Genomic DNA, 22299 nt, shown 5'->3' with positions numbered 1-22299 from the left:
CTTATCTTAACTTAAAAACAAATTCACTTTTTAGAATGCCATATCTGTAAGCATCATGGTACTCTCCATTTTTAAAAATTTCTTGCCTAGAAACTCCTTCTTCCTTGCAACCAAGAGACCTACACATTAAACTTACCAGTTCCTTTGAAATACCCCCACCATATATTCTATTCATATTCAATGTATTAAATGCGTGGTTAAATATCAGATTGGTAGTTTCTAAAAAAATATTAATATTTTGACCAGACTTCTCACCAACTACAATAGCATATTCACACTTTCTATTTATAAAATCAATATTATTTAAACTTACTACGCCTAACAAATTAGAACTATCTGTCCTACAAATACCTAGTTGAAGTTTATCCCTCGAGTTTAGTATATTTTTCTCCCAAAAATCTAGTTGAGATTCTAAGGAATTAGGAAAATAATGTTTCTGAAGTGTTTTACTTAATTCCTCGTCATTAAACCACCCATACCAGTTGCTATTTTCAACGTCACTCTTAGTTAGCGCTTTTAAAACAACACTTTTTCCCTTAATAAAAATATCGCGTGGATCGATTACTTCTTGCATGCTTTTACTTTTAAATCTTTTGATAAATAATCATATAACTCATCTTGACTATTAATGGCTATTCCCAAGTTTAAATCTTTAAATGGATCAATTGCTGTTAGTTTATTTAAATACCTTACAACTTTTACTCCCATTATGTTTGCCTCTACTAAGATATTAGAGAATATACCAATTACCAAATCAGAATAGTATAACAAACTGTTGGTGTTTGCATTTGGGGTAAAAAGGATATTAACATCATCAATTAATGCAGCTTCAGCTTTTAACAATTCAACATTTTGGTTTGGATGTGTTTTAATAATAAAAGTATATTCATCACAATTAAAACGTCTAAATACATTTGCCAATTCTTTAAACACACTTATCTCATCCAATCCATAAACAGCAGCTCCTCCAACATTTGTTAAGGGGTCTGGAGCAAATACAATTATCTTACCTTCTGTAGGTATTTCATTTTCTTTAAAAAAGTTGTACTTGGAAGCGGAGGGTTTCCATTTTCTTAAAAATTGATGGTGGAAATTTCCACTTACTAATACTTCTGAATTAAATACACTTTGTTTAGCTATGGAATAGAGCTTTTCATCACCAACCAAAATAAATCGTGGGAAAATAAATTCATTGGATCTAATTTCAAATCTATCCAAAAAGCGTGTGTAATGATCAACAAAAGTATATGTAGGTATATTTAGTTTATTTGCGGCTTCAATAAACGACAACTCAATTTTTGATGTATACGAAGTTCCTGTAAATATGAAGTCGGGTCTATTTTTTTTAATGTAATCAATAGGTAACTCTCCTTTGTATTTTTGGACAGGTACTAAATAGTCTGAAAAAAAAACATACTCCCTATCAGAAATTACAATACAAGAATTATTTAAATTAAATAGTGTTATATAGGCTAGTATAGGCTTAGCTCCACCAGGATCACTAAAAACAAATAACCCTTTTCCTGACAAATTATACATTTACAACTAACTCACTGATATTATCATTTACTTTATAAAAAGCAGAAATTACATCATCTATATCTTGCTTTGTCATACCGGGTCTCATATACTCATGTGTAAATAATTCTTCAAAATGTAACTTCTCTGCATTTGGACAAATTCCTTTACTATAATTTACCTGCCCCTTATATTTTTCACAGTTGAATGAACAATGTGTGGCTCTTTGCTGATACAAGGGTTGCAAATAAAGAGGTTTTACATAACCGGATCCAATTAGAGGTGTATCCTCTCTTAATTCTGCAGAAGGAATTTCAGCTTTAATTGCATTAATAAAAATATTTCTATCAACTCCTATTTTATCCTTTTTAAACTTAAAAGCTTGCAAATAATAAACAGCTAACGCATTATCATCAATTAACGGGGCCTCTATGCCATCGATAGCACCTAATTTACTAGCAAAATAAGCTGCATTTTTCAGTCGCTCATCGATTAATTTAGGAAGTTTTTTTAATTGTTCAATCCCAACAGCAGCCTCCATTTCTGTCATTCTATAGTTAAATCCATAGGTATTAAACGCGTCTTTAACACCTTTAGGCTCCACAATATTTTCTCCATGATTCCGAATTAAATAACATCGCTCAGCCAAATTATCACTATTAGTTATAATAACTCCTCCTTCACCTGTATGTATATGTTTATGATAGTTCAAACTAAATACGCCAATATGACCAATTGTGCCAACATATTTATTCTTATACTTAGCCATGGGCGCTTGCGCACAATCTTCTATAATAAAAAGATTATATTTTTGGGCAATTGCCATTATTTCATCCATTTTAGCAGGGTTGCCAAAAATATGTACTACTATTATTGCCTTGGTTCTTGGAGTAATATTTTTTTCAATACTTTCTGGACTTAGCCCAAAATTATCGTAATCGACATCTGCAAAAACCGGAACAGCGCCATATATAATTGGAGCCAATGCGCTTGCACTCATAGTATAAGGAGAAACAATTACTTCATCTCCAGGTTTAATTCCACAGGCTCCAATTGCAGTAAATAATCCTGAAGTATTTGAATTAAGGGAAATAGCGTACTTGGATTGAAATACAGCACTCCAGTTTTTTTCAAATTGTTGGACTGTAGGTCCTCCATAAAAATCTTTGTGCCATGCTCCTAAAAACTGCGATAAGTTGCCACTATTTAAAACGCTCATTACAGCCTTCTTCTCTTCCTCTCCTATTGTATTATAGGCAGGAAATAATTTTTTCCTAATCGGAACACCTCCGTTAATAGCCAGTTTTGCCATACTTTATTATAAATTGATTACTCTTAGTACTTCTTTATTCATATTTATAGATTCTATAAAATTGTCTCTTTCTATTTCTCCATCCAAAATTCTAAAAACATTATCTACAACAGGAATCATATAATCTTTGATACAATTTTCCATTTGAATCAAAGGTAACAAATAAGAATCTGTTTTTCTTCGCTCAAAAACCTCGATTGTGTTTCCAGAATTTCTAATGGAAACATAACCTGCAGTATAAATTAGTTCGATTTCAAAAAGCGGATATTCAACATTAATTAATCCTTGACAATAAATAGGAATTTCATTCCAAAATCCTTTTAATGAAACTGTTGGGTCTTTCTCAAAAGCATCAAAAACGGGGCTTGATTCTACTTGCACATCTAAATTGGTGTCTTTATTAAGCAGGAATGACAAAGTGTCTAATGCGTGGCTACAATTATTTGCAAAACCACGAGTATACCTAATTACAATTTCATTTGGTAATGTATTTGGAAAGCACTTATCTATAGTTGATTTTAGAATAGAGTACTTTTCCTGAAATCTTCTTATATAATTTACGATAATTTTTGTAGATGATAACTTGTATAAGTTTTCAAGATCTAGTAGTTCTGAACTTTTATAAGTTATAGGTTTTTCGCAGAGCACTACCTTCACTCTTTCAGTAATTGCCTTTTTTAAAATATCGAAATGAGTTACGGTAGGCGATGCAATGCTAATACAATCGTATTTATAAAATTTTTCATTAAAAATATCTTGAACTACAGTTGCGTTATATTTGGCAGCTACTCTATTTGCAGCTTCAATGTTAGTATCGTAAATAAATAGTTTAAAATTTTCAGATAAATGATACGCCTTTGCATGAGTTAATACACTATCCTTATCAATATCATATAAAGCTCCAATATTTCCACATCCAATTAATAAAGCTTTATACATTTACTGTTTTTTATTCCGTTCTTGCAAAAACGTGTATTTAATTTCCGCCAATTTCCAATCTTCCTCATTATCAATATCTTGAACTTCTGATTCAGGCATTTCTAAACCAATTGTTTTCGATGTAAATAATTTTTTATCTCGAAAAAAATCATGAGTTCTGAAAAAATAAAACTGTCCTGCATCATGAAAAGAATTAGGTAAATCTTGGGATCGAGAATTTAAATATTCAGGCCAATTAAAAGCAACAAATCCGTTTTCTTGCTTAAGAGATCGCAAAATTGGAAACCCAAACTTTACTATAGGAATAACGGACAACGCATTTTCTGAAACTAACCGATCGAAAGCATGCTTCAATTTTTGTGCTGAAACGAATGGAGCTGTGGGATAAATACAACAAGCATAATCAAACTCAATTCCTTTTGATTTATATTCAGACAATACTTCCAATAAAACATCTGCAGTAGTAGAAAAGTCATCTGAATTTTCAGCAGATCGAAAAAAAGGCACATTTGCGCCATTTTTTTGTGCAAACTCAGCTATCTCCTGGTCTTCTGTAGATACCATCACCTCATCAAAGCACTCAGAATTAATAGCAGCTTCAATTGAATATTGAATTATTGGCTTCCCTAAGAAAGGCTTAATATTCTTTCTTGGTATTCTTTTGCTACCTCCCCTTGCCGTAATTATAGCTATTGTGCGCATTTACTGAATATATTTAATTGAAAAAGGAGTGCCCTTTTCTAATTTCTTTTTTACTTTTTTACCTATTAGTGATTCAAAATATCTTGGATGCTCTCCATTACCAGGGCGAATAACTCTAATATTTTCTTCCGTAAGCAATTCTCCTTCATTAATATCCTTAACTACATATATTGAACGCTTAAAAAGTAAGCTTTTCTGCTCAACTTGCTGAACCTCTAACTGAACCTTACCAATAGCAAGCCAAGCCTTCTCTGACTCATCTACCAATACTTTCATTTCTTCTGGTTCCATACTAAATGCACTATCAACCCCTCCATCTGATCTTCTTAAAGTAAAGTGTTTTTCAATTACGCAAGCGCCCATACCAATAGCAGCAATAGATACACCTACTCCCATAGTATGATCGCTTAACCCAATCAAACAATTGGGAAATTTCTCCTTTAGATATGGAATAGTTGCCAAATTAGTATTTTCTGAAGTTGAGGGATATGTACTCGTACATTTTAATAAAATCAATTTTTCGCACCCATTCTCCATCAAAACTTCTACAGATTCTGAAATATCTTGAATAGAAGATATTCCTGTACTCATAATTATAGGCTTACCAGTTCTAGCTATTTTTTTTAATAAAGGATGATGATTGTTTTCAAAAGATGCTACTTTATAAAGTGGTACATTTAAAGACTCCAAAAAATCTACGGCAGTTTCATCAAAAGGACTGCTAAAAGCTACTAAACCTAATTTATTGGCATACTCAAATAAAGGCTTATGCCATTCCCAAGGTGTATAAAGATCGTAAAGGTTTCTTCCGGCCCACAAAGATTTTTCATCTGTTATATCAAAAAAACCACCTTTATGGTTTATTGTCAAAGTATCTGCTGTATACGTTTGTAGTTTTATTGCATTGACTCCGGACTCTGCAGCAGCCTTAATAATTTCCATTGCACGGTCCAATGATTGGTTGTGATTACCACTCATTTCAGCAATTATAAAAGGCCTGCTAGTAGAACTTATATTAAGCTGTGACGCCTTCTCCATCTTTTCCAAGTATTTGATTTAATTCAAATTTACCTAAAAACTCTATATCAACTAACTTTAAACATCCGTTTGGTGTTTTAACATGAGCAAATCCATCCAAATCAATAAGAACAACTGTTCCATTTACAACATTGTAATCAAAACCGATGTCAGAGAATTCAACTTTATGAATTATAACTTTCTGCCCATTGTTAAAAGTAAATGCTCCCGGGTAAGGTTTTGCCTGAGCACGAACCCAGTTAAAAATACGTTCTTTTTGCCAATCCCAACTTATTTCTCCGTCAAATTCAGTTCTTTTACCATAATAAGTGGCCTTTTGCTCGTCTTGTTTGCAAGAATTAATGACAATATCCTTTTCCACTTGACCTAGGATTTCTAGTACAAAAGAAGGATAAATAGAATTAAATTTTACTAGAATATCTGCTCCTGTATCATTTCTATCAATCGAAATTTTTCTTTGAGAAATAATGTCGCCTGTATCACATTTCGAATCAATAAGATGTGCAGTAACTCCAGTTTCAGTCTCGTTGTTTATAATAGCCCAAACATGGGGCGTACGCCCCCTATATTTAGGCAATAAAGATCCATGAAAATTAATTGCTACTTTTTTAGATGGCAAATTAATTAAATCATCTTCTATCAAAAAAAGATAATTTATTGATAGCAAAATATCGCATTTTTTGTCTTTAATTACAGTTAATGCTCTACCATTTCTAGGATTACCTGCAAAACAAAAAATATTATTATCTCTACATATCTCAATAATACCTAATGAATTTTTATCTGTTAGAACAAAACTAATCGACTTCTTATTTACCAAGAGGCTCTTTAATACTATTAAGCCTAATGAACCACTAACCAGCAAGCCTAAAGTCATTTTTACTTTTTAAATAATGAATAAATAAGAACATCCTGTAAACTGTGATTAATAAGAATATGTTTATGTAATCTTGCCTCTTGAACAAACCCGTTTAGTTCCAAAACAGACTTATAGTCTTTTCTTTGGTCGATAACATAGAATGTTGTGTGAAGCTTATTAAATTTTAATTCTCCAAAAGCTATTTTTGATAGTAGTTTGAGGTAATTATCGAAATCCTCAAAAAATAAATTCGAAATGCTATTTCTTTTAGTTTCTAATAGAAATGAAACTTCAGCATTTTCGCTTTCCCAATCAATATGCACCAAACCTCCATATCCAATAAGAATATCTCTGAAAAAATAACTAAATAGCAATTGACCTGGCTTAAATACATCAAACAATCCCGAAACTACATTCTTAAAATAAGTATCTTGTTGATTCCTGGTCAACAAATGTTTTTGTCGTAGAATATCAATTTGATCATTTCGCCAATTCATTATCAAATATTTGTCCTCGTCTCGAATAGGAGTAAGCTTATATTCTCCTATATGCCAAGAATTTTGACCTAAACATTTATACTTACGCATCTTTATATGGAAGACTTAAATTCTCAATAAAAAAACTAATTCTGGCTAAAAAAATCGTTTACACAATTGATGACATATTTCTGCTCCAAATCTGTTAAAGTTGGATAAATAGGTAAGCTAATACAGTGTTGATAATAATTTTCAGCTTTTAAGAAGTCGCCATTTTTCCAGCCCAGTTGCTTATAATAAGGCATCGTATGAACTGGGATATAATGAATCTGAGCAAAAATATTCTTCTCTCTTAAATAATTATACAACCCTAACCTATTTTGAACTTGTATCACAAACAAATGATAGGCGTGCCCTTCAACTTCAGTCTGAAGCTGAATATTAGGATTATTCTTAAAAGCATTTCTATATACATCAGCGATTTTCTTTCTTTGGATTAGACCATCTTCTGCTCTTTTCAATTGAGAAATGCCTAAGGCGCAAAGAATATCTGGCATACGATAATTATAACCCAATTGCTGCATTTCATAATACCAAGAACCATGATTTTCAGTTAATAAGCCAACATCCTTTGTAATTCCATGAGTTCTTAAAATTAAAAGCTTCTCATACAAATCTTTATTATTTGTTGTAATCATCCCTCCTTCTCCAGTAGCAATGTGCTTTACGGGATGAAATGAGAAAATAGCAAAATCAGCATAAACGCCATTGCCACAATTTTGTTTAATGCCTTTTGAATCTCTAATAAATCCTCCAGGAGCATGGCAGGCATCTTCAATAATCCAACAACCATAATATTCAGCTAATTTTCTTAATTGTTCTAAATCTACCGGGGCACCAGAAAAATCAACAGGAATAATACCTTTAATAGATCCTTTAGGATGCTTTTTAAAAAGCTTTTCAACCTCATTTATATCAATCAAAAATGTATTAGGGTCAATATCTGCAAACAATACATCTCCACCGCAATATCTAATGCAATTTGCGGAAGCAGCAAAAGTTATTGGGGTAGTTATCACTTTATCTCCAACTGAAACATTTAGAGCCAAAGTACATAAATGTAATGCAGCAGTACCGTTTGAAACAGCAACGGCATATTGCGAACCAATATATTCTGCAAACTTCTTTTCAAATTCTATAACAGCAGGTCCTTGAGTTAAATAATCAGACTGAAGTATATCAACGACAGCTTGTATATCTTCTTGAGAAATGTTCTGTCTACCATAAGGAATTGGTTTCATAACTACATTTTTTTTTCAACGTGATGCTTTATTAGACTTGACAACGCATTCACATCAAGCCATTCTGAATTAGCACCAGAATTATATGTAAAACCTTCGACAACTTTTTTTGCACTAAAGTGTTTTATAAAGTCGGATAAATCCCATGTTGGTTGTTGGGGTAGAATGGTGTAGTACTTGCCTAAATCGTAAGTTGTAAATGAATCTGAAGCAGTAATCATTTCCTCATGAACCTTCTCTCCTGGGCGTATACCAACTATTTCTAATTTACAATCTGGCCCTATAGCCTTCGCAACATCTGTTATTTTATAAGATGGAATTTTAGGAACGTATAACTCTCCACCCCAAGCATTGTCCAAAGCGAATAAAACCATATTAGCTCCATCTTCTAGAGAAATATTAAATCTTGTCATATTAGGGTCTGTTATTGGTAAAATACCACTTTCTCTTTTCTTTATAAAAAAAGGCATAACAGAACCATTAGAACCCATAACATTACCATATCTAACAACAGAGAACTTTAGGTCCCTATTTCCTCTAATATTATTTGCAGCTATAAAAAGCTTATCCGATGCCAGTTTAGTGGCTCCATACAAATTAATTGGTGCACACGCCTTGTCTGTAGAAAGGGCTACAACTCTAGATACATTTGACTCTAGCGCTGCCCTAATTACATTTTCAGCTCCTCCAATATTTGTTTTAACACACTCATCAGGATTATACTCTGCAATATGAACATGTTTCATGGCAGCGGCATGGATAACATAATCGATACCTTCAAATGCACGTTTTAATCTAACAAAGTCTCTTACGTCACCAATAAAATAACGAATTGCGGGGAATTTAGACTCAGGGAAATCTTGAGCCATTTGATATTGCTTTTGCTCATCTCTAGAGTAAATTACCAGTCGTTTTACAGCTGGCCATTTATCCAGTATCAAACTAACTAGTTCTCTTCCAAGCGAGCCCGTGCCACCTGTTATTAATATAGATTTATTAGTAAACATAATCTGTATAAAATTTAGTACAAGTTAGTTAAAAACGAAGTTACTTTAATTTATAAACCAAAAAAGGAATAAAATAATAGTGGTTCTTATATTTTAATCTTGGGTCATTTATGTCATACAAAAATGATTTATCTAAGACATAATAACTTAGTATAAACTTATAGAAGTCTTGGTGAATATTATTATTTAGCTTCTTTTCCATTTTATAATCCCAATAATCCCCACCTTCAAACAAAAAATACTTTGGCTTCAACAACTTAAATTGATTTGTATCATGTTTATTTGTAAAAACTCCTTCATACTTACTTCCTTTATAATAATCATAATCGGATACTTCAATAATATTTCTTGTATCTTCCTTTTTAAGCGTTTTGCTTAACAATTCGGTAGATAAACCAGTCCCTCCTCCCAATTCCTTAGATGCAATACTTCGCAAACCATACCTTTCCGGAGAGTCCTTTATTTGAGAAAACACTCCTTCCACAAAAATATAATCATTTGAAGTTGTATTTTTCATTAGATAATCCTTAACCTGAACTCTTACATCTCCGACAGACAATACCTGATATAGTAATGAAGCATCGTAACTTACCATCCAAATTAAAGTAAACATAGAACATAAATATCTAACCCTATATGACCTTATACCTGAAATAAATATTAGCGCAGAATAGATAATCAAAACCGAAACCCCTAATAAATAATGAGTGTGCTTCACAAAAAAAAGTGTTAAGACAAGCGCTAGTACAAAAAAAGAGAAATAAACAAAACCTAATTTTTTTTTTCTGGCATTGATAAAAAAAACAATAATCAATACTGGACCTAACAATGCAAATAATGCTTGTAAATAATAGGAAGAGTTTAATATGTTAGTAATAACAGAGCCTGACTGCTTTATTAATTTTGAAACAATTGCTTGCTCAAAAGTTTCTGAATTTGTTAAACCCAAAGCAACTGGATGCAAATATTTATATAATAATACAAAAGGAAGAAGCGTAAGTATTGCATAAAATAAAAATGATTTTATGATAGTTGGTAACGCATGTTTTAATTTTTCTAATTTAGAGATTTCACCCCTAAAACAAAAAATATCAAAAAGAAAACATCCGATTAAAAACCCTATTGTCTCTATTCTTACAGCCAATGCCAAAATTAAAAATGTATATAAGAGTTTGCGCTTTTCGTGGTTATTCTCTATAAAATATCTATGGGCGGTATGTAATATAAGGGCATATGATAAATATGCCAAAGGGTCGAATTTAACCCAATTATTTGCATTTATTTCAATTGGATTAAATACTACTATAAGCGAGAATATTATTCGAAAAATAGCAGCTGGCGTTATTTTAAAAATAAGCTTCGTTAAAACTAAAGAACCAAATGTACTTATCAATAGAGAAAACATTCTTCCACTCAATAAAAATGATGAATTCTCTGAAATCATGAACAACTTAAATTCAGCAAAGTTATCCCATTGATTAAAAATAAGTCCGATTGCAAAAACTATAGCATACCAGATTAAATAAAGCCAGTTTAGAATATTCGTTGGAGTAGAAAAATTACCTTCAGCATACATCAAAAGAATCTTAAAAGGATCTGTTAATATCGCCATCTCATCAACATGAATTTTGTAGGGAATTCCATAGTTAATCAAAATCCATTTCATAAAAACAGAACAACATAAAACAAAAAGCAAAAGTCTGCGTTCCAATGAACGAAAATCCAATGCATTTAAAAAAAAAGTTCTAGATAAAGCTTTAATAGATCTATTCAATGAAAAAAAATTAATTATTACAACGATTATTTATTACCTACAAATTTATGCTTAAGAAGAAACTTTAAATAAGACATGCTAGTTTTAAGTATCTTCATTTTAGACTTACCTTGACGCTTGGAAGAGTGTAATTTCATTGGAACTTCAATGATTGAAGCATTACACGCTACAGATTTCAACAAAATTTCTAACATACAAATAAATCCTTTCTCGTTTATAATTACACCATTCGACTGCTTTATGGTCCTTAAAATATCTGAACTATAAACTCTATAAAAAGAGCTAAGGGTCAAAACCTTTACATCAAATATTGATCTAAAGAAAAAATTGGCAATCATCGATAATATTTTTCGAAAAAAGGAAGTTTTTTCAAATCCGCCTCCTTGAGCATAAACTGAAGCTAGAACCAGGTCGAATCCAAGTTTTGAAATAACAACCATTTTGGGCAACAATTTTATATCAGAGGTATTATCTGCCTCTAGCGTTATAACAATATCATCTTGAGATTTAGAGTTTGCTATAATCCACTCAAAACCAATATTAAAGGAAAAGCCCGGTCCATTATTTGTTCCGTCTCCAAGAATAATAAATTCCTTATCTGCAAGCTCTCTTCTAATTATTTGGACTGAATTATCGGACGATCCATCATCTACAAATACATAAAAATTACTTTCACCAACAAGTGTGCTCTTAAGGTTTGAACAAAGAGTAGGTAAATTAAGTTCTTCATTAAAAACGGGTATCAAAAAATAATTAGTCATCCTAAATAAATTAAATTGGTTGAGCTAGCAAGTTAGACTGCCATTTAATGGCCTCAGTCAAGCCTTGTTCTAAATTAAATTTAGGTTCATAGTCCAATTTTTGTTTTATTTTATCAATTGAAGGAACCCTTCTCATTACATCTTCATATTTTCCAAATGTTGAATAAGGAATCATTTTAATATTTGGAGCACTTGAATCGTCTTTCATTAATTTCCAAATAAGTTTGGCTAAATTAAGTATAGTTATTTCTTGTGTTGGCTCGCTAGCAATATTAAATATCTCATTTTTAGAATTTTGGTGGAAAATACATTTCTCTACCCCTTGAACTGTATCTGCTACATATGTAAATGTTCTTGTTTGAGAACCATCTCCATGAATTTCAATAGGTTTATCTTCCAGAATATTTTGAATAAACACCGACTGAGGGCCTCCCCACCAAGTAGTATTTTGATTAACTCCGTAAGAACCAAAAAAACGCATTATGGTAAACTCCAAATCAAATTCTTGATTATTGGCAATTATAAGCTGTTCAGCATATATTTTAGAGAGTGCATACGCCCATCTTTTAACCGTAGTAGGTCCCAATAATAAATCAGACTCTTCATGATATGGTAAAATTGGATTCTTTCCATAAACATCGGAAGTAGAGGCAAATACTAATTTTATTTTATCTTTTTTACACTTATTTATAACGTTCTTTAACATAGAAGCATTATCTTCTAGAGTACAAAGGGCTGTACTATATCTAGGTATTTTTTGAGATGCAAGATGAACTATTACATCGCATTTTATTTTTGTTAGTGATTCAATATCTCTTAAATCTTTTTCATAAAAAGTAAATTTCTTATTAGTTAAAAATGGTTCGATATTGCGCCTAAAACCAAAGCTAAAGTTATCGACCCCAACCACCTCACAACCATTTGTAAGAAGCAATTTTAACAAGTTAGATCCAACAAAACCCGCTACGCCTGTAATTAGAACTTTCATTTATTATTTCATTGTTTGAATAGTAAAAGTATTTATAAATTATCAAATGCTAAAATAAATAACAGTTTACAAATTGAAATAATCACAACAGGAATAACAAAAATCAAAATATCCGCATATCAATAAGAATTACTTAAGTCACATTAGCGGGACTTAAATCATCAAAGGAAAAAGTAAAAATTAGCTTATATCAGATTGCGATAGCAAGACTTTTTATATATTTAACCAAAATTAGTAAAATATCATTGGCACAAGAACGACAAGAAAATACTGAAATTAGTCCGTGGTGGGGTGAGCATGTTCATAGATACATTATCGCATCTGAAGAAATTAAAGAAAACTCGACCATATTGGATATTGCCTGTGGTACTGGCTTTGGAGCTTTTCACTTGTCAAAAATAAAAGGCAGCAGAGTTTATGGTATAGATTTATCTGAGGAAGCTATTACAGAATGTTCTAATTTATATAAAAACAGTAATCTCCATTTTAAAGTGGGAGATGCAACTAAGCTTCCTTTTGAAAATGAACACTTTGACTATATTACATCATTTGAAACTATAGAACATTCAACGGAGTACTCTAAAATACTTTCTGAATTTAATCGAATTCTAAAAAAAGGAGGCGTTTTGTTTTTATCAACTCCAAATATCAAAGTAAATAGTCCCACAGGAATTGTTACCAACCCTTATCACACTCAAGAATTTACATATCAAGAAGTGCAAGAAATTATAGAAAAAGAATTTTCAAACTTTTCCTTTGGGGGGCAAAAATATACTAGATATAAAAAACAAAATATAATAGCCAGTATTTTTGAAAAAATCTTTTACCTAAGGGGCTTCAGAAAAACGCCAATCAAATTACTTGATTGGATTATGAATAAGTTAATAGGAAAAACTTTTTATCCTGAAATTACAGATTTCGAAATAGTTTATTCAAATAGAATGGAAGTAGAAAATTGTAAAACATTTTTCATTAAGTGCATGAAATCATAAAGTAAGAATGCAAACACTTTCATCTCCTTTAGTATCAATTATTATTCCTTGCTATAATTCGGAAAAATACATTTACCAAACGTTAGCATCTGCTATAAATCAAAGTTATCGAAACATCGAAGTTATTGTTATAATAGATGGTGCAACCGATAGCTCAATAAATGAAGCAAAAAAAATAAATGACCCAAGAATTGTGTTATACTCCAAACCCAATTCAGGAGTATCTGATTCCAGAAACCAAGGGCTTGAGTTATCAAATGGAGATTTTATTTTATTTCTTGATTCTGATGACATCCTTGACAAAGATTTTATATCACACCGAATTATCTATTTCGAAGAAAACCCTAATATAGATGTGTGTTCTAGTGAGATTATAAAAATCGATGAAAAAGACAACATGATTTCTAGCCCGATTAAACTTGTGGGAGCTACTATGAATGTTACCCAAAACATTCTCTTGTACAATCAAGAAATTATAACATGTCCATCTAATTATTTAATTCGCAAGAAAAAGCTAATTACCCATAATATTAAATTTTCTCTCCATTTGTTTAGTAGTGCAGATAGATTATTCCTGATTGATTTAAGTAAACATGCAACATTTGGGACAATAGATTCTTTAGGTAAATTATATTACAGAGTGCATCCCAAAAGCATGTCTAACTTTCTTACTGATTCATTAATTATAGATACATTAAAATTTATTAAAGAAGTCAAAAAAAGAATTTCCTCAAAGAACTTTATACACTTTAACATTTTTTTATTTAGATCTTACTTCATTATTGGAGGAAGCTATTATAGATTAAATAACATTCCTAAAGCTATAAAATATAGTTTCTTCGCCCTTGTTATCAACCCCTATTTATTTATTAAAAATTTCTTTTAGTATGTGTGGAATTGCTGGTTATTACACAAATGGGGTATTGCAAAATAATATAAATTTAGCACAACAAATTGATTTATTAAGTCACAGGGGACCAAATTCAAATGGTCATTTCAAGGAAAACAAAGTTGGTTTAGTGCACACAAGATTAAGTATAATTGACTTATCTGCTAACGCAAATCAACCAATGTACTCTCAAGACGAAAGATATGTTATAGTTTTTAATGGAGAGGTTTATAATCATCGAGAACTAGGAGCTGAATTAAAATCGAATTATTCAATTAATCTAAAAACCCACTCGGACACCGAAGTTATTCTTGAAGGATACGTGCACGAAGGAGTTAAGTTTATTGATAAGCTTAATGGCATGTTTGCATTTGCTATTTATGATAGAAAAGAAGAAACATTATTTATATGTAGAGATAGAGTTGGCATAAAACCTCTTTTCTACTATTGGGATGGCTATGATTTTATTTTCGCATCCGAAATAAAGGCAATTGTAAAGGTTTTAAATAAAAAACTTACGATAAATAAAAGTGCGGTATATAATTTTCTCCATTTAGGTTTCATTCCGAATCCAGATAGCATTTATCAAAAAATTAAAAAACTAAAAGCCGGACATTCATTAAAAATAAACAAGCAACAACTAGAAATATCACCTTATTGGAATTTAAATACTATAATTAAACCAATTGCAATCAAAGACGAAAAAAAAGCATTGGTTCAATTAAGTGATTTACTAATGAGTTCTGTTCAATATCACTTAAAAAGCGATGTCCCTTACGGTGTTTTTTTAAGCGGAGGCATTGATTCTAGCTTAGTTACATCTATGGCTGTTGCTTTATCAGGATCGAAAATAAATACATTTTCAATTGGCTTTACTGAATCTAAATACAACGAATCTAACTATGCAAAGAAAATTGCAACACACCTAAATACAAACCATCATGAATTCATTGTTTCATATAAAGACGCCTTAGAACTTGTTGAAGAAGTTACCGCAATTTATGACGAGCCTTTTGCAGACTCTTCTTTTATACCAACAATGCTTGTATCAAAACTTTCTAAAGAACATGTTACAGTAACACTCTCCGGAGAAGGAGGAGACGAATTATTTATGGGATATGGATCTTACATTTGGGCAAAAAGGTTAAATAATCCATTTATAAATAAGTTTAGACATCAGCTTAAACCATTTATAAAATATATAGTAAAGAACCCTAAAGCATTTGATTTATTGCGATTCATAGACAATGAAGATATTCCCAATAATATACTTTCTCAAGAACAACAGTACTTCTTACAAAAGGATTTATTGGAACATATACACCCAGACTTTTCAGATAGATACTATTTTGATAAAAATATTTATAAGAAAATAAATCGGACACTTACTAGTAATGAACGACAGGTTTTATTTGATTTAAACTACTACTTACAAGATGATTTGCTTTGTAAGGTTGATAGAGCTAGCATGTGTTTTGGATTGGAAACTAGAGTGCCGCTGCTTGATCATAGATTAATTGAATACTCACTAAATATACATCCTGATTTAAAATATAGAAATGGTGTTACAAAATACATTTTAAAAGAAATTTTGTATCAATATATTCCAAAAGAATTTTTCAACAGACCAAAACAAGGATTCGCAATACCATTAGAAATATGGCTTAAAAATGAGTTAAGCTTTCTTATTGAAAAATATTTAAGCAATAAGATTATAACTAAATACAATATTGTTTCCTATAAATGGGTGTCAGAGTTAATTCATTTTTTTAGAAATGGGAAGCCTGAATTATATAATAAACTATGGCTATTAATAGTTTTGCATATGTGGCTTGAAAAAAATGAAAACAACTATACAATAACTTAAATTAAAAAAAACGCAATAGTATAGCCTAGAATTTTATAAAGAATGCAAAAGAAATTATATTTTGAAAATTTAGACGGATTAAAATTTCTATGCTTCTTGTCAGTTTTCTTTTTTCACAGCTTCCATACCGAATTTATAATTTTAAAAAACAGCCCAATTTATTCTTTTATTAAGAAAGACATATTTGGAAATGGGAATATTGGTGTCAATTTTTTCTTTGTCATAAGTGGTTTTCTAATTACATTCTTACTAATTGAAGAAAAAAAGCTAAATGGTCAAATATCTATTAACAAATTTTGGTTACGCAGAATTCTTAGGATTTGGCCATTATTTTACTTCTGTGTATTCTTCGGATTTATTATATTTCCTTTTTTAAAACATCTTTTAGGACAAACACCAAATGAAACGGCAAACTACATTAACTACCTTACCTTTACAAATAATTTTGATTTAATTAAACTTGGGCTTCCTGACTGTTCTGTATTAGGTGTACTCTGGAGTATAGCTATAGAAGAGCAATTTTATTTTGTTTGGCCTTTAATAATCTATTTTTTTTCGATAAAAAAACTTTGGATTCCATTTATATTAATTATTCTCGTAAGTATACTCTTTAGAGCTTTAAACGACAGTCCAATTATTCTAGAGCATCATACTCTTTCTTGCATGGGCGATATGACAGTTGGAGCTCTAGGTGCTTGGCTAATAAATATGTTGCCTAAATTCAAAACATTCGTTGAGTCGTTTTCTAAAAAAACTATATCCTTCATTTATATTATTTTTGTGTTAATCTTTTTTTTCAGAGATGAATTACTTTTACCAATTTATGGAATACGTATCTTTGAGCGAATACTAATTGCGAGTATTATACTTTTTTAATATTAGAACAGACATTTTCTAAAAACAGTCTTTTTAAACTATCTAATTTCACAATGATTTCGAAATTAGGTCTAACTACATTTGGATTATACTGCTTTCACTTTATCGGAATTTTAATTACCACAACAATCACTCGAAAGCTTGCCTTCAACACTCACTTGTGGCAAATATTTATGATTGAGACATCCATTTCATTACTAATAACAATCTTCATAAGCAAAATAAGTTATAAGTATTGAGAGTTACTTACTCGGCCTAAAAGAAAAATTTTCATTTATAACAAGTAAATAGTTTAAATAGATGTGCTAATAGAATTTTCAAAAACACACAAATAATTTTTCGAACTAAATACCAAGCTTCCTTCCGCTTTTTACTTGATATAAATGCTTTAGTATAAATAAACTAGCAACGAAAAAGGGAATGCATGGAATTTTCAATCTAACAAGTGCACCAAAATTAGCTGTAGATAGACCTACAGCGAATGCAAAAAAAAGAGCAAACAAAAAAGAAAACAGAAGTAATGGATGTTTGTTGATTAAAAAAAAGAATCCAAAAAATTTTAGTCTCAACAAAAGAAAAAAGGTAAGTAAGGCTATATATGTATTCTCTAAGGCAGATAGCAACATTACCGCATTTCGAGCATCCCATAAATATGGCCTAAACAATCCTGCTGCAATTGCCAAATGAGCTTTTTTAAGTGATCCGGCTAACGTTGGCTCAAAATCACCGATATCAAATGAGTTTTTACTATAGGCTTCGTTGTTTTTAAAATCTTTCTGGGTGGTAGATGCTTTATTAAATACGTTATCTAAGCTATATTGTCCCAGATTCTCTCCAAAATTAAGTAGAATATAATATGAGAATAGAACGGCTACAGATAAGAAGATAGGACCTATTAGAAATTTAATCAACTTACTTCCAATCCTATGAGTAAAATCGCTAAAAAACCAAATAACAGAACCAGGTAACGTAGCAAAAAAGATATAAGGCTTAATAACAATTAAAAGATAGGAGGCTATTCCCAAATAAATACCGGAGATTATTCTATCTTTTTTCAGAATAAAAAATTTATTGAACCCATATACATACCAACCCAATGCAGAAAGAGTTATGGTGTCTTTTGAAATACCTGCCCCCCAAAATAAAATTGATGGAATAGCTAGCAAAGCAATGAATAATTCTTTTTGAATTTTAGGAAAATACTCAATAAACAAAACATATAACTTCCAATTTCCAATAAAACAAACAAAACTAAGAAGAATAGTGGTTGGAATATAAGCTTTAAAACCAACTAGTGTAAATACAGCTATAATCCTTGATACAAAAGCAGAGTGAACATCTCGCTTATAAACAGGAAAACCTGTTTCATTTGTAAAATAATGTATTCTTTTATCGATCTCCCCATTATAAAGTATGTCAAAAAACTTATGATAATCAACATCTAAAAGATTGGCAATTGCAACCCCAGACTCATAATAGTTGGTGGTATCACCACCTCCATAATAAAGTGTATAAATCAAACAAAATACAATTGAACCAAATATTTTAAAAAAAAGGGCTCTTTGATAATATTTATAATACGGCTTAGTTCTAATATTCCTTTCCTTAATTACCTTACCAATAAAATAAATTATAATCAAAAAAAAGGGCGTAATGTATAAGTCCCATATTGTTAAATACGAACTCATATAACCATATTCGTTATAATCGTTATACATTACTATTATTATTAATTACCATCTGTGCTTAAAATAATACAAAACTATGATTTAATACTAAATTACATGTTAAAGTAAACGATTGGAATCCTCCTTATACCAAAACTAATCGAATATTTTTTTTAAAATCTTTCCTCTAATTGCCAAGGTAGGCTCCTCTACTATTACAGTAGCAAAAACAGCTACTGTAAATGTAATAATAAGGTAAGTAATCAAACCAACAACATTGACACCTATATATTGGGAACATACAATTGTAAATATGGTATGCCATAAATACCAATTATAGCTGTAGTATGCCATTACTCTTATCACTTTAAATCTGGAAAAATCATAATGATATAATCCCAAAACAAGTAAAAAAAAACTAAAAGGAACAAGCGAATGAAAAATAATCTTATCAAAATAAAAAGAATTACACTTTACTTTAATAAAAATAGAAAGAACAAAAATCACCACTCCTAACAATGAAACAAAGTATATATTCTTAATTTCTTTTAGCCTATTTCCGTAATTGAATATAATCAAACTAAGCATTGCTCCCCAAGCCAATGCGTCTATCCTATTATGGGTTCCTGAATATGTATCTTTACTATTTGTATAGTGTAAGGATAATAACTTAAATAGTACTCCACATATAATTACCAAACCCATAAAAATAAATAGATATTTTTTTCGCAATTCTGCTTTAATAAATTTCTGTATAAAAATGAATAGAAAGGGAAATACTAAATAAAAATGTTCTTCCACACACAAAGACCAAACATGATCAAAAATATTGTGGAATGGAGCTCCTGTATAATTTTGATAAAAAAGGAGATATCTTTTTAAATCCCACCAAGGAATAATTTGACTAGGTTCACTATTTCTATAGAGTAAATATGCTACTCCCAATCCTAAAAAAATAAAAAAATAATAAGATGGCCAAATTTTAAATCCCCTTTGAAGTATAAACTTAAAATAGTTAATCCTCCTTTCTAATAAAACATCCTTTATTAAAATACCTCCAACTAAAAAACCTGAAATAACAAAAAACAAATCAACTCCAAGATAACCATAAGGAAGAATTCTTTCAAAATGGTAAATAACCACAGTTATTATTGCAATACCTCTAAAAAAATCGATACTTGAAATTCTATCTTTTGCATTTAAGACATCAGCAATTTTTAGTTTTCTCAAATAATCCAAAAAGAAATCCATGTGAACCTAAAAATCAAAATTATGCAGTAAAACTATAACTAATTGTCAATTATATTGTAACAAACCTTGCCACTTACTAAATAAATCCACCCCTTCGCCCCTTCTTTATTTCGGACCTATGTTTTTTAACATCCAACCGTTTTGCTTTTGCGGCTTTAGAAGGCTTTGTGGGTTTACGCAGAATAGGCTTTGTTAGTGCCTTTTTCAATAGCTCAACGAATTTCTTAACTACAATTTCTTTATTTGCCAACTGAGAACGTTCTGTTTGAGCTATTAGATGCAAAACGCCATCAATATCAATTCTATTCTTTAGTTTCTCTGCTATTGTTTGTTTTTGCTCTGCAGACAATACCTTTGAAGCCTTAATATTAAACAACAATTCAACTTTAGTAGCCACTTTATTCACATTTTGACCACCTTTTCCCTCACTTCGGCTAGTTTTAAAAGAAACTTCTTTTACTAATTGTTCTAAAAATGTAAAATTCATGTTGTAAATTTACACAACTGTAATTTCAAATGAGAATTTTTAGCATTATTCTGTTTACTTTTTTATTTACCAACAAGTATTCGGCTCAAATAAACGGAGATAGTTTATTTTATGTTTATTCAAAAAAACTAAGCAAGTCGCTCGATAAAAAAAACAGGCTCGACTCTTTAGTATATATTAGCTCGAAAGGAATTGGAATTGTAGATACCAATAAACGTCAAAAACTTATTGTACAATGGCAAGATTTAGATAAATGGAAAATTGCCCTAAAAACTATCTCCTACGACACAATTGGTACCTACATCAAAGACAGTGTAAGGCTTTCTGCCATTATCAACTCAACACCGCTCATTAATGTCAATCAAAATCTAAGTAAAAATACTCTTGAGGGTGTTAAAATTGCAATAGATCCTGGACATTTTGCGGGGAACTCGAGAACTGCTGCTATTGAAGAAAAATACTTAACCCTCCCTCCTTACTCTGACACCTTGATAGAAGGAGAATTAACCCTGCTAACGGCTCAATTAATAAAAGAAAAACTAGAACGTTTTGGCGCCAATGTATTGCTTACTCGAACCAAACCGGACCAAACTGCATTTGGTATTACATTTGACGAATGGTATAATAAAAAAAGAAAAACGGATGTCACCAATGCCTTTGCAAATAAAGAAATTACAGCAGAAGAAAAAGATTTACTTCTTGGCACAACTTCAAAAAAAATAGCTTTTAGAAAATTTTTCTTGAATTACGAATTAAAAGAAAGAGCGAGAAAAATAAATGCCTTTAAACCCGATTTAACATTAATAATACACTATAATGTGGATGAAAAAAATTTAAACTGGAGAACTCCCTCTGAAAAAAACTACAATATGTTCTTTGTGCCCGGTTCTTTTATGCCGGAAGAGCTTGACAACATAGAAACAAAGCTAAACCTTATACGATTATTAATTACAGATGATTTAGATAAATCTGTTGCTTTTTCCGGAAGTATAGCTCAAAAAATGGAGCAAAAAACAAAAATTCCTCTGGCAAAGGATACAGATGCCGAATATTTGAGCAAATACTGCTTAGAAAGTAATACCGCAGGGGTTTTTCATCGAAATTTAACATTAACACGTTTAATACAAGGCACTGTTTGTTATGGAGAAACAATGTATCAAGACAATGCTACAGAATTTAAATTATTAATAGAATCTAAAAATAGAACACCCGAGTCTAGAGTAAAACAGATTGCAAATGCTTATGTAGATGGCATTTTAGAGTATTTGCAAGTAAAGTAAGTAATTTAATATGGATCAACATCCACAACTACCTGAACAGCTTTAAAATCTTTTGATTGATTAAGTTCATCTATATAACTGCGAAGCATTAGCTTTACTTTACTTATGGAGCTTTCTTTTTCTACCTTAATCAATAAACCTTTTAGATAATAATTTTTCACTCTCGACACTACCGGGAATTCAGGTCCTAATACCCTATTTCCTAATTTATGTTTTAAGAGAGTTGTAAAATAATCCGCGGCCTCGTTTACCATATCCAAATCTTTGTGACGCAATGTAATGTCTATTAGTCTATAAAATGGTGGATATTTAAAC

Annotated in this window: 22 protein-coding genes; 5 read left to right on the top strand and 17 right to left on the bottom strand. The window is 30.7% G+C overall.

Annotated features, from left to right (window positions below):
- Position 1 precedes the first annotated feature (1 nt).
- The 13 genes from J0M08_08245 to J0M08_08185 are packed head-to-tail and all read right to left on the bottom strand — an operon-like array spanning position 2 to position 12675.
- Entirely contained in the window at positions 2-574 is a 573-nt protein-coding gene (locus J0M08_08245; GenBank protein MBN8703041.1) for a GNAT family N-acetyltransferase, read from the bottom strand.
- Complete coding sequence (locus tag J0M08_08240; GenBank protein ID MBN8703040.1) at positions 562-1539, bottom strand: hypothetical protein; 978 nt, start codon at positions 1537-1539, stop codon at positions 562-564. The genes J0M08_08245 and J0M08_08240 overlap by 13 nt, the downstream gene beginning before the upstream one ends.
- Entirely contained in the window at positions 1532-2830 is a 1299-nt protein-coding gene (locus tag J0M08_08235) for a DegT/DnrJ/EryC1/StrS family aminotransferase (GenBank protein MBN8703039.1), read from the bottom strand. Before J0M08_08235 ends, J0M08_08240 begins: the two co-directional genes overlap by 8 nt.
- 6 nt (positions 2831-2836) lie before the next feature.
- Complete coding sequence (locus J0M08_08230) at positions 2837-3769, bottom strand: Gfo/Idh/MocA family oxidoreductase (protein ID MBN8703038.1); 933 nt, start codon at positions 3767-3769, stop codon at positions 2837-2839.
- Positions 3770-4471, bottom strand: coding sequence for a pseudaminic acid cytidylyltransferase (gene pseF, locus J0M08_08225; GenBank protein ID MBN8703037.1), 702 nt, complete (start codon positions 4469-4471; stop codon positions 3770-3772). It abuts the gene before it with no gap.
- Entirely contained in the window at positions 4472-5509 is a 1038-nt protein-coding gene (gene pseI, locus J0M08_08220; GenBank protein MBN8703036.1) for a pseudaminic acid synthase, read from the bottom strand. It abuts the gene before it with no gap.
- A complete protein-coding gene (locus tag J0M08_08215) occupies positions 5487-6386 on the bottom strand; it encodes a hypothetical protein (protein ID MBN8703035.1) in 900 nt (299 codons plus the stop codon). The genes pseI and J0M08_08215 overlap by 23 nt, the downstream gene beginning before the upstream one ends.
- Positions 6387-6388: 2 nt before the next feature.
- A complete protein-coding gene (locus J0M08_08210) occupies positions 6389-6955 on the bottom strand; it encodes a GNAT family N-acetyltransferase (GenBank protein ID MBN8703034.1) in 567 nt (188 codons plus the stop codon).
- 35 nt (positions 6956-6990) lie between these two features.
- On the bottom strand, positions 6991-8145 hold the full coding sequence (gene pseC / locus J0M08_08205; protein ID MBN8703033.1) for a UDP-4-amino-4,6-dideoxy-N-acetyl-beta-L-altrosamine transaminase: 1155 nt from the start codon (positions 8143-8145) through the stop codon (positions 6991-6993).
- 2 nt (positions 8146-8147) lie between these two features.
- Positions 8148-9152, bottom strand: a complete 1005-nt coding sequence (gene pseB / locus J0M08_08200) for a UDP-N-acetylglucosamine 4,6-dehydratase (inverting) (protein MBN8703032.1) — start codon at positions 9150-9152, stop codon at positions 8148-8150.
- Between the two features lie 40 nt (positions 9153-9192).
- Positions 9193-10926, bottom strand: a complete 1734-nt coding sequence (locus J0M08_08195; GenBank protein ID MBN8703031.1) for a hypothetical protein — start codon at positions 10924-10926, stop codon at positions 9193-9195.
- A 26-nt stretch (positions 10927-10952) separates the two neighbouring features.
- On the bottom strand, positions 10953-11687 hold the full coding sequence (locus J0M08_08190; GenBank protein MBN8703030.1) for a glycosyltransferase family 2 protein: 735 nt from the start codon (positions 11685-11687) through the stop codon (positions 10953-10955).
- Between the two features lie 10 nt (positions 11688-11697).
- Complete coding sequence (locus J0M08_08185) at positions 11698-12675, bottom strand: NAD-dependent epimerase/dehydratase family protein (protein ID MBN8703029.1); 978 nt, start codon at positions 12673-12675, stop codon at positions 11698-11700.
- Between the two features lie 245 nt (positions 12676-12920).
- On the opposite strand from J0M08_08185, the gene J0M08_08180 reads away from it, so the two are divergent.
- The 4 genes from J0M08_08180 to J0M08_08165 are packed head-to-tail and all read left to right on the top strand — an operon-like array spanning position 12921 to position 17299.
- Positions 12921-13667, top strand: a complete 747-nt coding sequence (locus tag J0M08_08180) for a class I SAM-dependent methyltransferase (GenBank protein ID MBN8703028.1) — start codon at positions 12921-12923, stop codon at positions 13665-13667.
- A 7-nt stretch (positions 13668-13674) separates the two neighbouring features.
- A complete protein-coding gene (locus J0M08_08175) occupies positions 13675-14553 on the top strand; it encodes a glycosyltransferase family 2 protein (protein ID MBN8703027.1) in 879 nt (292 codons plus the stop codon).
- A gap of 1 nt (position 14554) precedes the next feature.
- Entirely contained in the window at positions 14555-16423 is a 1869-nt protein-coding gene (gene asnB / locus J0M08_08170; protein MBN8703026.1) for an asparagine synthase (glutamine-hydrolyzing), read from the top strand.
- Positions 16424-16465: 42 nt separating this feature from the next.
- Positions 16466-17299, top strand: coding sequence for an acyltransferase (locus tag J0M08_08165; GenBank protein ID MBN8703025.1), 834 nt, complete (start codon positions 16466-16468; stop codon positions 17297-17299).
- A 344-nt stretch (positions 17300-17643) separates the two neighbouring features.
- On the opposite strand, the gene J0M08_08160 is transcribed toward J0M08_08165, so the two are convergent.
- The 3 genes from J0M08_08160 to arfB all read right to left on the bottom strand — a co-directional run bounded on the left by J0M08_08160 (position 17644) and on the right by arfB (position 20704).
- A complete protein-coding gene (locus J0M08_08160) occupies positions 17644-18819 on the bottom strand; it encodes a hypothetical protein (protein MBN8703024.1) in 1176 nt (391 codons plus the stop codon).
- 303 nt (positions 18820-19122) lie between these two features.
- Entirely contained in the window at positions 19123-20217 is a 1095-nt protein-coding gene (locus J0M08_08155; protein MBN8703023.1) for an acyltransferase, read from the bottom strand.
- A gap of 76 nt (positions 20218-20293) precedes the next feature.
- Entirely contained in the window at positions 20294-20704 is a 411-nt protein-coding gene (gene arfB, locus J0M08_08150) for an aminoacyl-tRNA hydrolase (protein MBN8703022.1), read from the bottom strand.
- 29 nt (positions 20705-20733) lie between these two features.
- Here arfB and J0M08_08145 point away from each other — a divergent pair, with 29 nt between their 5' ends.
- On the top strand, positions 20734-21984 hold the full coding sequence (locus J0M08_08145) for an N-acetylmuramoyl-L-alanine amidase (protein MBN8703021.1): 1251 nt from the start codon (positions 20734-20736) through the stop codon (positions 21982-21984).
- A 5-nt stretch (positions 21985-21989) separates the two neighbouring features.
- Here J0M08_08145 and J0M08_08140 read toward each other — a convergent pair.
- A partial coding sequence (locus J0M08_08140; protein ID MBN8703020.1) for a primosomal protein N' occupies positions 21990-22299 on the bottom strand: 310 nt, incomplete at its 5' end.

The organism is Bacteroidota bacterium (assembly GCA_017303975.1).
Lineage (GTDB): Bacteria > Bacteroidota > Bacteroidia > JAFLBG01 > JAFLBG01 > JAFLBG01.
Note: the sequence above shows the minus strand (reverse complement) of the source record. Positions and strands in the feature narration are given on the sequence as shown.